Below are 15,036 nucleotides of genomic sequence, written 5' to 3' on the forward strand. Positions count from 1 at the left end.
TTTTACGCTTTTATTTCATCAATCAAGTCCTTCAGGGCAGCAACAGCAGCTTCCACATGCGCATGAGTTGTATCCTTTCCAAACGATAATCGAATAAATTCTCTAGCTTCTTCTGCAGTTTTCCCCGTAGCCATCATAGTGCGTGAAGGAGATTGGGAACCAACCTGACAGGCACTTCCAGTAGAAATGGCAATTTGTTTACGATTGCATTCTAACATGACATGTTGTCCTTCAATCCCTTGTATGCGAAGTCCAATAATGTTAGGTAAGCATGTTGCATCCTCTGCTTCCAACACAATAGGAAGTGATAACTGTTTCACTTTTTCTATAAAAAAATGTCGTAGCATTTCATCCTTCTCTTGATTAACCTCCATTGAATTATGCATCATCTGAGCTGCTGAAACAAAGGAAGCAATTCCTGGTACATCAACTGTTCCAGGCCGCATTCCACGCTCATGACTGGCACCCTCGTAAAGAGGAAGCCAAGATACAGAGGGGTTGATGTATAAAGCTCCTACCCCTTTTGGACCATAAATTTTATGGGAAGAAATAGAAAGGCTGGACAAATGAAGCTTTTCCACATCTATTGGTATTTTACCAAAAGTTTGGACACAATCACTATGAAAGAGAATATTCTTTTCCTTTAATAAGTTTCCGATGTCTTCTAATGGTTGAACTATTCCTGTTTCTGAATTCGCATGATGGATAGAAACAAGACATGTATCTGCTTTAATGCTTTTCTCCAATTGATGAAGTGAGATTATTCCCTCATGGTCCACATCTAGAAATGTGACCTCATATCCTTCTTTTTCTAGACTCACACATTGTTGATAAACTGAAGAGTGCTCGGTTTTAGTTGTAATTAGATGCCTTCCTTGTTTTTCGTTCCCTTTTAAAAGCGAGCGAATTGCTAAGAAGTTAGATTCACTTCCTCCGCTAGTAAAGTAAATTCCTTCTTTTTTTCCATGGATCATTTTTGCAGTTTCTGACCGACATGTTTCAAGAAGAGCTTGAGAAGATGTTCCAATATCGTGCAAGCTACTACTATTTCCAAAATAATGTTCTGCTACTTGCTGGTATACTTCCAACGCTTCTGCGCTCATTGGTGTAGTTGCGGCATAGTCTAAGTAAATCATGGGCTAACTCCCTTCAAGTTCGAAAAACTAACTAGAAATAGAATACAGTAACTCCGACTCTATTTGTCTGGTAAAAAAAAATTCTTGTCATTAGTTTAAATTTATGTAAATATAGGTGTCAAGACACTTATGTATACAGGGGGTTTTTTTGTGTCTCAAAAGCATAGTGATGTAATTGTTGTTGGAAGTGGTCTTTCTGCTTTATTAACAGCAAATTACTTAAGTAAGCATATGAATGTGATGGTTTTCACAAAGTCTAATAAGTACGAAAATAATTCTTTTCTTGCTCAAGGTGGAGTAGCAGGTGCCATTGCGGTAACAGATACATGGCAGCAGCATTTTGACGATACGCTAGTCGCAGGCTGTGAGCATAATGACAGATTGTCAGTAGAGCTGTTAACAAAGCTTGGCCCTGCATTACTTCAGGAACTTATAGATAGCGGTATGCGATTTGACCAAGATCGAAATGGTAATCTCTCCCTTGGAATGGAAGGTGCTCACTCTGAGCGTCGAATTTTACACGCAGGTGGAGATCAAACTGGAAAACAACTGATGCTATGGCTTCATTCTCAAATTTCTAAATCTGTTACCATCTTGGAACAGGAAACTGTAACAAGTTTGCTAGTAGACAATAGTCGTTGTTATGGAGTCAATACGCTTCGAATTAATGGGGAACGAAAAGAATATCATGCTTCCCATATCATTTTTGCTACAGGTGGAGCTGGAGCACTTTATTCCTATACCTCCAATAACGAAAGTGTTACGGGGATGGCATTAGCGTTAGCTTATCGAGCAGGTGCTATTCTTACAGACTTAGAATTCATGCAATTTCACCCAACCATGCTACGAGTGGGGAACCAAATAGCTGGATTAATTTCAGAAGCAGTTCGCGGTGAAGGCGCTTTTCTAATTAATAATGAAGGTACCAGAATCATGTCAGGCATACATCCACAAGGTGATTTAGCCCCAAGGGATATTGTGTCTCGTGCGATTTTTCATGAAATGGAACAAGGAAGACAGGTTTTTTTAAATATTGAAAACGTACCTCAATTTAAAGAACGCTTTCCTTCTATCACAAAAATGTGTTTAGATAACGGGATTTTCATCGATAAGAAGCTTCTTCCTGTCGTACCGGGAGCTCATTTTTTTATGGGAGGTATTCAAACCGATATTCATGGAGAAACATCGATAGCTGGCCTTTATGCTGTAGGGGAAGTGGCATGTAATGGGGTTCATGGAGCAAATCGATTAGCAAGTAACTCATTATTAGAGGCGATTGTTTTTTCAAGAAAGTTAGCAGAGCATCTTTTAACTAAAAGGATAGAAAACAATGTAATGCCTAAAAAGAAACTAAAAGAATTTTTTTCACATAGAAAAGAAATGATTACTCTGCCGACAAAAGTAGAGATACAAAGCAAAATGATGAAGTACGCTGGTATTGTTCGACATGAAAAAGGCTTACGAGAACTTATAGCATGGGTAGGAGCCTATAAATGCTATTGGGATGAGCTTGATGAAATAGAAGTTTGGTTGTCTTTAGAAGAAATCGAATTAGTTTATATGTTGCAAATCAGCTATTTAATTGCAACATCAGCCTTAACAAGAGTGGAGAGTAGAGGCGCGCATTATCGTTCGGATTTTCCGTGCTTGAATGATGAATGGAGACAGAAAAGAATCTATCATCAAGAAAAAGTAAAGATGCTGGTGTAAAGGAGAGGAATCGGTTGAATAAGTTTAAGCTTCAGGATATGTTACGCGATTTTTTTAAAGAGGATATTGGCGAAAGAGATCTTACATCAGAAGTATTGTTTGATGAAGCCTCTGTTGGTTCTGGAGAGTTTATTGCAAAAGAAAATGGAGTATTCGTAGGTGAAGCCATCATTCAGGAGGCGTTCGTGCTCATCGATCCACAGACGAAGATTACCTTTAAGAAAAAGGATGGTGAAAGGGTCGAAAAAGGAGAAACGATAGCTTCTGTTCAAGGGAAAATGCGAGCGCTTTTAACTGGAGAACGAGTCATCTTAAATCTTATACAGCGTCTAAGTGGGATTGCTACCTTGACGGCAAAAGCTGTAGAGACACTCGATAGTGAAATAACAAAAATCTGTGATACGCGAAAAACTACACCAGGCTTAAGAATGTTAGAAAAGTATGCCGTAACTTGTGGTGGTGGTTATAATCACCGTTTTGGATTGTATGATGGTGTCATGATAAAAGATAATCATATTGAATTTACCGGTTCTATTACAAAGGCGGTCAATAAAGCACGTCAAGGTATCGGCCATATGGTCAAAATTGAAGTAGAAACCGAAACTAAAGAACAGGTGATTGAAGCGGTGAACGCAGGGGCGGATATTATCATGTTTGATAATCGAACACCTGCTGAAATAAAGGAATTTATTCAATATGTTCCAAAAAACGTAACAACAGAAGCATCCGGTGGAATTACCTTAACTAATTTAGCGTCTTACCGAGATACAGGTGTTCACTATATTTCATTAGGTTTTCTAACACATTCAGTTTCTTCTTTAGATATTAGCTTTAATGTAGGCACCAAAGGGTAAAGGGGAGTTAGTTTATGAATATTTTAGATTTAGTCAAAAAGGAAAATACGGTTCTTCCAGCTCGATATCGAGAAATGTCGACAACGGAAATGAAAAGTCGTGTGATAGCCATAAAAGAGAAGCTAGGGGAAGACTTATTTATTCCTGGGCATCATTATCAAAAAGATGAAGTAATCGAATTTGCAGATGCTACAGGAGATTCATTACAATTAGCACAAGCAGCAGGCAGTACAACAGCTTCATATATTGTGTTTTGTGGTGTTCACTTTATGGCAGAAACAGCAGATATCCTTACAAACGAAAATCAGGTTGTCGTGCTTCCAGATATGCGTGCAGGCTGTTCGATGGCCGATATGGCCGATATTCATCAGACAGAACGAGCATGGGAAAAGCTTCAGAAAGTATTTGGAGATACGATGCTTCCATTAACTTATGTTAATTCAACAGCTGCAATTAAGGCTTTCTGTGGAGAGCGTGGAGGAGCTACGGTAACATCATCTAATGCCCATAAAATGGTCGAGTGGGCATTTACAGAAAAAGAAAGAATCTTATTTCTACCTGACCAACACTTAGGTAGAAATACCGCATTTGATTTAGGAATACCGCTCGAAGAAATGGCTGTGTGGAATCCGATAACAGATGAGCTTGAATTTGAAGGAGACCCTTCTACTGTAAAAGTGATTTTATGGAAAGGTCATTGTTCTGTGCACGAAAAATTCACGGTTGAAAATATTAAAGAGCTTCGCAAAACAGTTCCTGATATGAATATTATTGTTCACCCAGAATGTACAAGAGAAGTCGTGGAACTTAGTGATCAAGCAGGTAGTACGAAATATATTATCGAAACGATTGAGAAAGCTCCAGCTGGTAGTAAATGGGCGATTGGTACAGAGATGAATCTCGTTAACAGAATCATTCAACAGCATCCGGACAAAGAAATAGTGTCTTTGAATCCTAATATGTGCCCGTGTTTGACGATGAATCGTATCGACCTACCACACTTATTATGGGCATTGGAAAGCATTGAAGATGGAAATGTAATAAACAGAATCACGGTGGAAGAAGACGTCGCGAAAAACGCAATATATGCACTAGAGAAAATGCTCGCAAATGCATAAGATATAAATGGACATCCAAAGTATTTCTTTGGATGTCCATGTTTTTTATCATATATTTTCCTTTTAAAGCATAAGTTGATGTGAAGAATAGTGGCAAAATGCCCACTCGAGACATAGACTGTAAAGACTTTGCTAAGGAGGGAAAACCCTTGAAAATCCATATCGTACAAAAGGGAGATACATTGTGGAAGATTGCTCAAAAATATAATGTGAATTTTGATGAGCTCAAGAATTCAAACTCACAGTTAAGCAATCCTGACATGATTATGCCTGGAATGAAGATAAAAGTGCCAATGGCAGGTGTACCGGTTAAAAAGGAAGCACAAGTATTAGGAGTAACAAAAGAAGCTCCGAAAGTAATGGGTGTGAAAGAGGCGCCAATCGCGCAGCACCCGTATAAAGAATTGCCAAAGAAACCGGAAGTAAAAGAGGAACCGATTAAAGAGGCTCCAAAAGCGCCATATGTGCCGAAAATACCGCAATTGAAGCCGTATTTTCCAGAAATTGATGTGAATAATTATTACACACTAAATGTCACAAAAGCGCCGGAAGCGAAAGCACCAAAGCAAGTGGCACCAAAGCAAGTGGGACCAAAGCAAGTGGCGCCGAAAGGGAAAAGTCCAGAACCAGAAGTGATGGGTGTAGAGCAACCTCCACCGGCACAACAAATCCCGTATCAACAAATCCCGTATCAACCTGAATATTGTGCCCCTGTCTCGCCAATTATGCCTGGAACAGGGTTACATGGGTATCCTTTCCCGCATGGTGGGCACCATGGACATCATCATGGCCATCATGGTGGTTATGGAATGCCAGGAGGCTATGGGATTCCAGGAGGTTACGGGGTGCCAGGCGGTTATGGAATGCCAGGCATGGTACAGGGAATACAAGGTGGTATGCCACATTTCCCAATGGGTCAAGATATGATGGATGATTCAGAGGATTGGGATGCTGCTCAAATGCAACAACTACAACAGATGGGGCAAATGCCTCAAATGGGTCAACAAGAACAGAGCCCTTCTGCGGTAGCAGGCGTGCAGGATCAAATGGGTGCACAAGGGATGCCTGGATTCCAAGGGATACCACAAGGAATGCCAATGTGGCCAGGCGGTTACCCATGCTATCCAGTTTCTCCAGTTGCCCCTGGACCTGGGTTTGGTCATATGGGAGGATTCCCACAAGGAGCAGCACCAGGACAACAAGCTGTAGCGGGTGCAACTAATGAAGCAGACTGTGGTTGTGGAGGACCTACTCCGCAACAGATGGGTTATCGAGGTCAAGTACCTTATGGATATCCACCAGCTCCGCCGTATGGAATGATGTACCCTGGATACGGTGTTCCACAACCCGGTTATCCAATGGGTGCTCCAGGATACTTTGGACCACAAGGCTATGGATATGGCCCAACTAACGAAGAATATCGTAATAATGGATCCGATTTTGATGGTCCAGAATATGATGATGAAAGCTAATACAAGTTTTTTTTAGAGACGATTTCACTAGAAATCGTCTCTTCTTCTGTCTTTTTTGCTAGTTCGATGGAACCTATCCTCAGTAGGAGTGGTTTAATTCTGCTTTTATTAGTGAAATTACTTAATATAGCTCTCCTTATTTCTTAAAACTTGGAATTTAGGCAAACAATTTTTGACGAATTATCACAAAATGATACAATAATGTATATTGTCATTAGGAGGGAAGAATAAGCAATGGAAGAAAAAATTTCTAAAATTGTACAGTGGATACAAGATAAAGTAGAAGAAGCAGGATTAAACGGTGCCATTGTTGGAGTAAGCGGAGGGATTGACTCTGCTGTAGTAGCTCATTTAATCAAAAGAGCTTTTCCAGAGCAATCATTAGGTGTCATTATGCCATGCAAAAGTGATCCCAAAGACCAAGAATATGCGTTGGAAGTAATCGAAAGCTGTGGAATTAATCACACAACGATTGATCTTTCTCAAACTCATACCGCCCTTTTCTCCGTAATGGAGCAGCAATTAAAAGAAAAAGGAGAATGGAATGAAGCGACTGCACGACTTGGAGATGCCAATACCCGTGCGCGTTTAAGAATGACGACACTCTATGCAGTAGCAAATAACTATGGTTATTTAGTTGTTGGTACAGATAACGCTGCTGAATGGCACACAGGTTACTTTACGAAGTATGGTGACGGTGGAGTGGATCTTGTGCCGCTCGTCCATTTTACTAAAGGTGAAGTTCGTGACATGGCTAAAGTTCTTGGTGTACCAGATTCTATTATTAATAAGCCACCAAGCGCAGGACTTTGGGAAGGGCAAACGGATGAAAATGAGATGGGCACTACCTATAATATGATCGATAGCTACTTAAAAGGAGAACAAATTCCTGAAAAAGATAAGCTAATCATTGATTCCATGCACAAAAGAACTGAACATAAACGTCAGTTAGCATTTGCTCCTCCAAAGTTTTAAGCAGTTGGTTGGAACTGACAAAATAAAACACCCCTTAATTAGTCAAGCTAAGGAGGAGTACATCATGTACTCAATTGACTGGTTAGGGGGTTTTTACATTGAGGAAGTCTGTCTTAACCGTTACTTCAGCTGCATTTTTATTAGGTGGATTAGCAGGATGTGGAACCGGGGATAGAGCCGCAGACAATAGGTATTATGAAGAAACAAGACCTATTGGCTATTATACGAGCGAAAACAACCCATATGTAAACCATGACCGTAACCGCCAAGTGAGCAATGACAGAAGAAGCGCATATCGATTAAATGATAACGATGGCCCATTAAATGAGATAATGGACCGTGCTGTAATCTATGGTGAGCGTAATAATCATAACAATGCCCGTAACCGTACTGCTCCTCTTCCTACAGGGAATAGAGGAGGGATGTTTGGAGATCGAGATCGTGCACCAAACTTTAGCCGTAAAGATATCAACTATCATGGGCAATTAAACGGCCTAGAGCGCACCGCTGATCCATCTTACTACAACAACTATCAAGGCCGTCTAACAGAACAACTTGCTGACCGTGCCTCAAAAGTGAAAGGTGTAGAAGACGTCCGTGCCGTAGCCTATGGCAATGACATCTTAGTAGCTGTTGAGCCACAGAACGGTGCAAGTGAACAAAAAGTACGCCAAGACGTCCGCCGCGCAGTCCAACCACTAGTTAATGGAAAAGACTGTCGCGTCGTAGTAGACCAAGGAGCATTCACCACAGTACTCGGAGTAGACAATGACCTACGTGACGGAGGTCCAGTAGACGACATCAACAATAAAATCCGAGACCTAATCAACACAACCTTACCAAATCGTTAACAACAAGTACCATCAAAAAAGAGGCAGACCACAATCTGCCTCTTTCCTATTTAATCAATAATTTCCTAAAACAACTTACATCAAAAAATTTAAAACCCCCAACTTTCAAAGAACAATTGACAACCAAAGGTTCTCACGTAACTCCAATAAGTTCTCACGCTTCTTTCCAAGGTTCTCACGTAACTCCAGTAGGTTCTCACGCTTCTTTCCAAGTTTCTCATGTAACCCCGATATGTTCTCATATTTAGCAATTTAAATACCCCCCAACCAATCCTACTCACACTTACATTACACGCTGAAACAAAACTATTTTAAAAACTCTAGGTTAAATCTTCCTAAATTGGTCAAACTAAAAAAGTAAAGACTAGCTTAAATACTTTCAGGTAAGAAATCTTATAGAATGTGAGGGGGGTTATCCAAGATGAAACCCATCATTCCAAAACCAACATGGTTTATCGTCGTCGCATTTATTACTACTTGTGGAATACTCTACACCTTTTCCGCTTACCAAAGTGCTGCTGATGAACCCCAGAATGTCAGTGAAGAAGTATTAGACGCCTATGAAGTTAATGCACCTTTAACACTAAAAGTCGTGCTAGAACGCATTTATTTAGATGGAGAAGTTAGTGAGGAAACATTACAAGAAACGGTTTGGGCAATGGAGGATTTTTGGGCAGAATATGAGGAATGGCAAGTAATAGATTTAGATGAAGAGCAAGTTGTTTTTCAACAATATGTTGATGATATTTCACCATTATTAAAGACAAACGGCTATTTCGGATTATCAGGTGACGGAGTCTTGACGATTTTTGAAGGCAAGCCACAAGAAGCTTCAAAAATCATACAATCTTTCTTTCAAATTGATGTAGGGAAATTAGAAAGTCACCAACATCAACAGTTAAAAGGTGGCATAAAAGTAGTAACGAAAGACGATTATGTGCAGGTATTGGAAACATTTAAACGATATTCTTCTCAAAAACAATAAAACAGGCTGGCGATTTCGCTAGTCTGTTTTTCAGCATGTAAAAGAACAAGAAGATAGCTTAACAATTGATTCAAAGTATGCTATCTTTTTCTTTTGGTCCTTTTTAACATAAAAAATCACCCTGCCATTTACAATAATAACGATACAAATCCTTTATCTAATCAAATGATGCTTAGCAGAACTTTATGGTAAAATGGAGAGCAGATGATAATTAAAGGAGAGTCTCGTAACATTGATAGATTTTATTAGAGGTTTCGTGGAATATGTATCCCCAGAGTACGTAGTAGTGGAAGTGATGGGTGTTGGCTACCAAGTTCACACTCCAAATCCTTTCATTTACTCAGTAAATCGAGATAAAGAAGTGACAATTTTTACATATCAGCATGTAAGAGAGGATATTCTTGCTCTTTATGGATTTAAAACGAGAGAAGATAAAAACCTTTTTATGAAGCTGCTTAATGTGACAGGGATAGGTCCCAAGGGAGCATTAGCAATCCTCGCATCTGGTCAACCAGCACAAGTGGTTCATGCCATAGAAAATGAGGATGAAAAGTTCCTTGTTAAATTTCCTGGGGTAGGAAAAAAGACAGCAAGGCAAATTATACTGGATCTAAAGGGTAAGCTAAACGACCTTGTACCAAGTGCCTTTCCTGATCTGTTTCAACCAGGTGTGGATGTACCTAATACAAACACAGACAACGTCGCGCTCGAGGAAGCGTTGGAAGCGTTACAGGTCCTTGGGTATGGCGAACGGGAAATAAAGAAAATCATGCCCGCATTACAGAAAGAAGAGCTAACAACAGATCAATATATTAAGAGAGCGTTACAGCTACTCCTAAAGTAAGGAGGTGAGAGTATATGATGGATGACCGAATGGTATCAAGGGATGCGACACTGGAAGATCAATCCTTAGAATTTAGTTTACGGCCTCAAACGTTACAACAATATATCGGACAAGATAAGGTCAAAGCAAACTTAGAAGTATTCATACAGGCAGCAAAAATGAGGCAAGAAACCTTGGATCATGTACTCTTGTATGGGCCTCCTGGACTTGGAAAAACAACCTTGGCTGCGATTATAGCTAATGAAATGGGTGTGCAGCTTAGAACAACGGCAGGTCCTGCCATTGAACGTCCTGGAGACTTGGCTGCAATCCTTTCTTCATTAGAACCGGGTGATGTCTTATTTATTGATGAGATTCATCGGCTTCATCGATCCATTGAAGAAGTTCTTTATCCAGCGATGGAAGACTATTGCTTAGATATTGTGATAGGAAAAGGTCCTAGCTCCAGATCTGTACGTTTGGACCTTCCACCTTTTACTCTTGTTGGTGCTACAACAAGAGTGGGGCTCCTAACGGCTCCCCTAAGAGATCGATTTGGTGTATTAAGTCGTCTTGAGTACTATAATGAAGAGCAATTAACAGAAATTTGCATGCGTACCGCACAAATTATTGATATTGGATTAGATGAAGATGCAGCTCATGAAATTAGTAGAAGATCGAGGGGAACACCTCGTATAGCAAATAGATTATTAAGACGAGTCCGTGATTTTGCTCAAGTTTTAGGGAAAACTACGATTAATGTTTCTCTAGCAAAAGAGGCATTGGATCGACTACAAGTTGACCGACTCGGGTTAGATCATATCGATCATAAACTCCTAATGGGAATTATTGAAAAGTTCCGTGGTGGTCCAGTTGGGGTAGATACAATTGCAGCAACAATTGGCGAGGAGTCTCACACTATTGAAGATGTGTATGAACCATATCTTCTGCAAATTGGATTTTTACAAAGAACACCAAGAGGTCGAGTAGTGACGGATTTAGTATATCGCCACTTTAATATGGAGGTGCCTAACGAATAATGGAACTTCCTAAGATGTTGATGGTCGTTGGGGGAATCTTACTTTTAGTAGGACTATTATGGCAAGTTATTGGGAAAATCCCTGGAGACATTGTAGTGAAAAAAGGGAACTTCACCTTCTTTTTCCCAATTGTCACCTCTATCATTATTAGTGTGGTACTTAGTCTTATCTTTTATTTTATTGGTCGTTTTCGTTAAAAAGTTATAAATGGAAAAACTTTGTTAAATCAACAGCGGCGTTTAAGAGAGTCAAAAGGAAAGAAGAAAAGGTGAACGTATGAAAATAGAATTATTTGATTTCCATTTGCCAGAGGAACTAATTGCACAAACTCCTCTTGAACAAAGGGAAGCCTCACGATTAATGGTATTAAACAAAGATACAGGTGCAATTAAACACGAAAACTCTTTTCGTTCTATTTTAGAATATGTAAAAGAGGGCGACTGTCTAGTACTAAATGATACGAGAGTATTACCTGCTAGACTTTTCGGTGTAAAGGCTGGAACAGGAGCTAAGATAGAAGTACTACTGTTAAAGCAAATCGAAGGCGACACGTGGGAAACCCTCATTAAGCCAGCAAAACGCGTAAAAGTAGGAACCGAACTTTCGTTTGGCGATGGCAGATTGACAGCTATCTGTGTAAATGAAAGTGAGCACGGAGGACGGCAATTAGAATTTCGTTACGAGGGAATCTTTTATGAAGTACTAGATTCTTTAGGGGAAATGCCACTGCCACCTTATATTAAGGAACAATTAGAAGACCGTGACCGTTATCAAACGGTTTTTGCTAGAGAAACAGGCTCTGCCGCTGCTCCAACAGCAGGTCTACATTTTACAGAAGAGCTTATAGATGAACTTCATAACCGCGGAGTTCACACAGCTTTCATCACACTACATGTAGGGCTAGGTACTTTCAGGCCAGTGAGTGTGGATACAGTAGAAGAGCATGATATGCATGCAGAATTTTATCAAATAACAGAAGGGACAGCACGACTGTTAAATGATGTTCGCTCACAAGGCGGGAAAATTATTACAGTAGGGACCACTTCTACAAGAACCTTGGAGACGATTGCACGAGATCATAGTGAGTTTGTCGAAGCAAGTGGGTGGACCAACATATTTATCTATCCAGGCTATAAATTTAACGCAATAGATGGAATGATTACAAACTTCCATCTACCAAAATCAACCTTAATTATGTTAGTAAGTGCCCTTGCTGGACGAGAACAAGTTATGAACGCATATGAGGAAGCAGTAAAGGAAAGGTTTCGTTTTTTCAGCTTTGGAGACGCGATGCTGATTATATAAGAGGTACTAAGGAGAATCCAATGACAGCAATTAGATATGAATTAATTAAAACATGTAAACAAACAGGAGCACGTCTTGGCATCGTGCACACACCACACGGGTCTTTTGAGACACCAGTATTTATGCCGGTGGGAACATTGGCTACGGTAAAAACGATGTCACCAGAGGACATTAAAGAAATGGGAGCCGGTATCATTTTAAGTAATACCTACCACTTATGGCTTCGTCCTGGAAATGAGATTGTAAAAGAAGCGGGCGGCCTTCATAAATTTATGAACTGGGATCGTGCTATTTTAACTGATTCAGGTGGATTTCAAGTATTTAGTTTAAGTGAATTCCGCAAAATTGAAGAAGAAGGGGTTCATTTCCGCAATCATATGAACGGAGACAAGCTTTTCTTATCTCCAGAAAAAGCAATGCAAATACAGAATGACTTAGGTTCTGATATTATGATGGCATTTGACGAATGTCCACCGTTCCCAGCTACTCATGAGTATATGAAGCGCTCAGTGGAACGTACGTCTAGATGGGCAGAGCGTTGTCTAAACGCACACCAAAGACCACACGATCAAGGGTTATTTGGAATCGTACAAGGTGGAGAGTATGAAGACTTGCGCAAGCAAAGTGCACAGGACTTAATTTCCATGGATTTCCCTGGTTATGCCATTGGTGGATTATCAGTAGGAGAACCGAAAGATGTGATGAATCGTGCATTAGAATTTACAACCCCTTGGTTGCCAACAAATAAACCGCGTTATTTAATGGGGGTAGGTTCACCGGATTCTCTAATTGATGGAGCAATTCGTGGGATTGATATGTTTGATTGCGTACTACCGACTAGAATTGCACGTAATGGGACATTAATGACTAGTGAAGGGCGCTTAGTCGTGAAAAACGCGAAATTCGCCCGTGATTTCGGTCCTTTAGACCCTGAGTGTGATTGCTATACTTGTAAAAATTATTCCAGAGCGTACATCCGTCACTTAATAAAATGTGAAGAAACTTTAGGAATTCGCTTAACAACTTACCATAACCTTTATTTTCTGGTAAAATTAATGGAGCAAGTCCGTCAAGCGATCAGAGAAGATCGACTTGGTGACTTCAAAGAAGAGTTTTTTGAGAAATATGGTTTTAATAAACCTAACGCTAAAAACTTCTAAAACCTCTTCCAATAAATCAAATGAAAGAAAGGAGGAACTATAGATGGATATTCTTGGAGTAATTTGGCCTTTACTATTAATGTTTGCTATTTTCTACTTCTTACTAATACGTCCACAGCAAAAACGTCAAAAGCAAGTTCGTGAAATGCAAACAAACCTGCAAAAGGGAGACAGAATTGTCACAATTGGTGGCTTACACGGAATCGTGGATGCACTTGATGAGGACAAAATCGTTCTAAAAGCAGGTGACGGATCTCGTCTTACATACGATCGTCAAGCGATTAGAGATGTAAACAAAGACTAATTAAGTTTTATAAAAGAGCATGGCCACCATTTTTGGGACCATGCTCTTTTTAATTAGACTTTTGCTACTCCTCCACCACTTAGATTCACCCCAATAATTCCTCCTAAAGTAGCGACTCCAATAAATCCAAGATGAAACAATAATTGATGAATCGAGAATAATGAGTCGTTTCCTAAGTATTGAAATAGGAAAATAACAAGTGTGTAGGCTCCTCCTGTAGCGGCTCCGAGAATCCAGCCTTTTTCTTTCCCTTTTCCTCCTGAAACGAACCCTCCAATAAATAAAGCTAAAAATGATAAAGTTAGTATAATCCACGCTACACTAGACTCTTGTAATGCCGTCAATCGTAATAATAAAGAAAAAATCAAGCTGGTAGCTATCGCAAATATAAAAATGGTGATGAGGCCATACATTATGGCAAGCCCTAGTCTCTTTGATTCCATGTTCCTCTCTCCCTTCCTAGTACATGCTAAGTAATACAAGCATATTCACAACATTTAAAATATAGAATATAAATTTTTTTGGAAAATGCTTCTGTACATGATTTTTTGGGGGGAGTAAAGAATAGAAGTAACATTGTATTCTTTTAGACCTTTGATTACAAAGGAGGCAGACGAAACGATGGAAGAGTACGTTATTATCATTGCACGGACCATTTTCTTATATATCGTGATACTCTTTATCTTCCGTGTCATGGGCAAGAGAGAAATTGGAGAGTTGAGCGTTCTTGATTTGGTTGTATTTATTATGATTGCGGAGTTAGCTGTAGTGGCGATTGAAAATCCGAAAGATGAATTGCTTACCGCCTTATTACCAATGTTCATCTTGATGGGGGTTCAAATAGTCCTGGCATACATTTCCCTTAAGAGTCAACGGATAAGAGATATAATAGACGGAAAGCCAAGTGTCATCATTAATAAAGGGAAAATAGATGAAAAAGCAATGAAAAAGCAGCGTTACAATTTTGATGATTTACTTGTTCAGCTTAGAGAAAAAAATGTTAAAAATGTAGCTGACGTAGAGTTCGCCATTTTGGAAGCATCAGGTAAATTATCTGTTTTTGAAAAAAATCAAGATAAAGAAAACAATGAAGAAGGTACACTTAATTTACCACTTATTATGGACGGGGTTATTCAAGAAGAGCATCTAGTAGAAATCGGGAAAACAAATTTATGGTTACGTCAACAATTACGTGGACTTGGGTATAAAGACTTTAAAAACATTTCATTTTGTAGCTTTAACAATGGGGTGTTTTTTATAGACATAAAGGAGGAGTAAAAAGAAGTGGATTTCTCTTGGAGAG

General features: G+C 39.5%; 16 protein-coding genes. 14 read left to right on the forward strand and 2 right to left on the reverse strand.

Annotated elements, in window-relative coordinates; all coding sequences use genetic code 11:
- Window positions 1-2 precede the first annotated feature (2 nt).
- On the reverse strand, window positions 3-1,136 hold the full coding sequence (locus tag BK580_RS06475) for an IscS subfamily cysteine desulfurase (protein WP_078379543.1): 1,134 nt from the start codon (window positions 1,134-1,136) through the stop codon (window positions 3-5).
- 150 nt (window positions 1,137-1,286) lie between these two features.
- Between BK580_RS06475 and nadB the strand changes: the two genes are divergently transcribed.
- The 13 genes from nadB to yajC all read left to right on the forward strand — a co-directional run bounded on the left by nadB (window position 1,287) and on the right by yajC (window position 13,733).
- A complete protein-coding gene (gene nadB, locus BK580_RS06480) occupies window positions 1,287-2,846 on the forward strand; it encodes an L-aspartate oxidase (RefSeq protein WP_235864001.1) in 1,560 nt (519 codons plus the stop codon).
- Window positions 2,847-2,860: 14 nt separating this feature from the next.
- Window positions 2,861-3,700: a carboxylating nicotinate-nucleotide diphosphorylase gene (gene nadC / locus BK580_RS06485; RefSeq protein WP_078379545.1), complete on the forward strand. Its 840-nt coding sequence runs from the start codon at window positions 2,861-2,863 to the stop codon at window positions 3,698-3,700.
- 14 nt (window positions 3,701-3,714) lie between these two features.
- Window positions 3,715-4,818 carry a quinolinate synthase NadA gene (nadA, locus tag BK580_RS06490; RefSeq protein WP_078379546.1) on the forward strand — a complete coding sequence of 368 codons (1,104 nt, stop codon included), beginning with the start codon at window positions 3,715-3,717 and terminating at the stop codon, window positions 4,816-4,818.
- Between the two features lie 149 nt (window positions 4,819-4,967).
- Window positions 4,968-6,290 (forward strand): SafA/ExsA family spore coat assembly protein, encoded by a 1,323-nt coding sequence (gene safA, locus BK580_RS24105; RefSeq protein WP_139364848.1) that lies wholly within the window; start codon window positions 4,968-4,970, stop codon window positions 6,288-6,290.
- 234 nt (window positions 6,291-6,524) lie between these two features.
- Window positions 6,525-7,265, forward strand: coding sequence for an NAD(+) synthase (gene nadE / locus BK580_RS06500; RefSeq protein ID WP_078379548.1), 741 nt, complete (start codon window positions 6,525-6,527; stop codon window positions 7,263-7,265).
- Window positions 7,266-7,363: 98 nt separating this feature from the next.
- On the forward strand, window positions 7,364-8,116 hold the full coding sequence (locus BK580_RS06505; RefSeq protein WP_078379549.1) for a YhcN/YlaJ family sporulation lipoprotein: 753 nt from the start codon (window positions 7,364-7,366) through the stop codon (window positions 8,114-8,116).
- A 421-nt stretch (window positions 8,117-8,537) separates the two neighbouring features.
- Entirely contained in the window at window positions 8,538-9,101 is a 564-nt protein-coding gene (locus tag BK580_RS06510; RefSeq protein WP_078379550.1) for an intercompartmental signaling factor BofC, read from the forward strand.
- Window positions 9,102-9,333: 232 nt separating this feature from the next.
- Window positions 9,334-9,945 carry a Holliday junction branch migration protein RuvA gene (gene ruvA / locus BK580_RS06515; RefSeq protein ID WP_078379551.1) on the forward strand — a complete coding sequence of 204 codons (612 nt, stop codon included), beginning with the start codon at window positions 9,334-9,336 and terminating at the stop codon, window positions 9,943-9,945.
- Window positions 9,946-9,962: 17 nt separating this feature from the next.
- Entirely contained in the window at window positions 9,963-10,964 is a 1,002-nt protein-coding gene (gene ruvB / locus BK580_RS06520; RefSeq protein WP_078382663.1) for a Holliday junction branch migration DNA helicase RuvB, read from the forward strand.
- Window positions 10,964-11,161: a DUF2905 domain-containing protein gene (locus tag BK580_RS06525; RefSeq protein ID WP_078379552.1), complete on the forward strand. Its 198-nt coding sequence runs from the start codon at window positions 10,964-10,966 to the stop codon at window positions 11,159-11,161. The genes ruvB and BK580_RS06525 overlap by 1 nt, the downstream gene beginning before the upstream one ends.
- A 79-nt stretch (window positions 11,162-11,240) precedes the next feature.
- Window positions 11,241-12,269, forward strand: coding sequence for a tRNA preQ1(34) S-adenosylmethionine ribosyltransferase-isomerase QueA (gene queA, locus BK580_RS06530; protein WP_078379553.1), 1,029 nt, complete (start codon window positions 11,241-11,243; stop codon window positions 12,267-12,269).
- A 20-nt stretch (window positions 12,270-12,289) separates the two neighbouring features.
- Window positions 12,290-13,429: a tRNA guanosine(34) transglycosylase Tgt gene (tgt, locus tag BK580_RS06535; protein WP_078379554.1), complete on the forward strand. Its 1,140-nt coding sequence runs from the start codon at window positions 12,290-12,292 to the stop codon at window positions 13,427-13,429.
- Between the two features lie 43 nt (window positions 13,430-13,472).
- Entirely contained in the window at window positions 13,473-13,733 is a 261-nt protein-coding gene (yajC, locus tag BK580_RS06540) for a preprotein translocase subunit YajC (RefSeq protein WP_078379555.1), read from the forward strand.
- Window positions 13,734-13,786: 53 nt separating this feature from the next.
- Here the strand turns inward: yajC and BK580_RS06545 are convergent, their stop codons facing one another.
- Complete coding sequence (locus tag BK580_RS06545; protein ID WP_078379556.1) at window positions 13,787-14,176, reverse strand: TIGR04086 family membrane protein; 390 nt, start codon at window positions 14,174-14,176, stop codon at window positions 13,787-13,789.
- A 178-nt stretch (window positions 14,177-14,354) separates the two neighbouring features.
- Between BK580_RS06545 and BK580_RS06550 the strand changes: the two genes are divergently transcribed.
- Window positions 14,355-15,011, forward strand: coding sequence for a DUF421 domain-containing protein (locus BK580_RS06550; protein ID WP_078379557.1), 657 nt, complete (start codon window positions 14,355-14,357; stop codon window positions 15,009-15,011).
- Window positions 15,012-15,036: the final 25 nt, after the last annotated feature.

Source organism: Sutcliffiella halmapala, assembly GCF_002019665.1.
Classification (GTDB): Bacteria; Bacillota; Bacilli; order Bacillales; family Bacillaceae_I; genus Sutcliffiella_A; species Sutcliffiella_A halmapala.

Bases quoted from the DNA above. Each gene is read 5' to 3' on its own strand.
- yajC (WP_078379555.1), top strand. From the start codon at position 13,473: ATGGATATTCTTGGAGTAATTTGGCCTTTACTATTAATGTTTGCTATT.
- BK580_RS06550 (WP_078379557.1), top strand. From the start codon at position 14,355: ATGGAAGAGTACGTTATTATCATTGCACGGACCATTTTCTTATATATC.
- queA (WP_078379553.1), top strand. From the start codon at position 11,241: ATGAAAATAGAATTATTTGATTTCCATTTGCCAGAGGAACTAATTGCA.
- BK580_RS06475 (WP_078379543.1), bottom strand. From the start codon at position 1,136: ATGATTTACTTAGACTATGCCGCAACTACACCAATGAGCGCAGAAGCG.
- BK580_RS06545 (WP_078379556.1), bottom strand. From the start codon at position 14,176: ATGGAATCAAAGAGACTAGGGCTTGCCATAATGTATGGCCTCATCACC.
- tgt (WP_078379554.1), top strand. From the start codon at position 12,290: ATGACAGCAATTAGATATGAATTAATTAAAACATGTAAACAAACAGGA.
- BK580_RS06510 (WP_078379550.1), top strand. From the start codon at position 8,538: ATGAAACCCATCATTCCAAAACCAACATGGTTTATCGTCGTCGCATTT.
- BK580_RS06525 (WP_078379552.1), top strand. From the start codon at position 10,964: ATGGAACTTCCTAAGATGTTGATGGTCGTTGGGGGAATCTTACTTTTA.
- ruvB (WP_078382663.1), top strand. From the start codon at position 9,963: ATGGATGACCGAATGGTATCAAGGGATGCGACACTGGAAGATCAATCC.
- nadA (WP_078379546.1), top strand. From the start codon at position 3,715: ATGAATATTTTAGATTTAGTCAAAAAGGAAAATACGGTTCTTCCAGCT.
- nadE (WP_078379548.1), top strand. From the start codon at position 6,525: ATGGAAGAAAAAATTTCTAAAATTGTACAGTGGATACAAGATAAAGTA.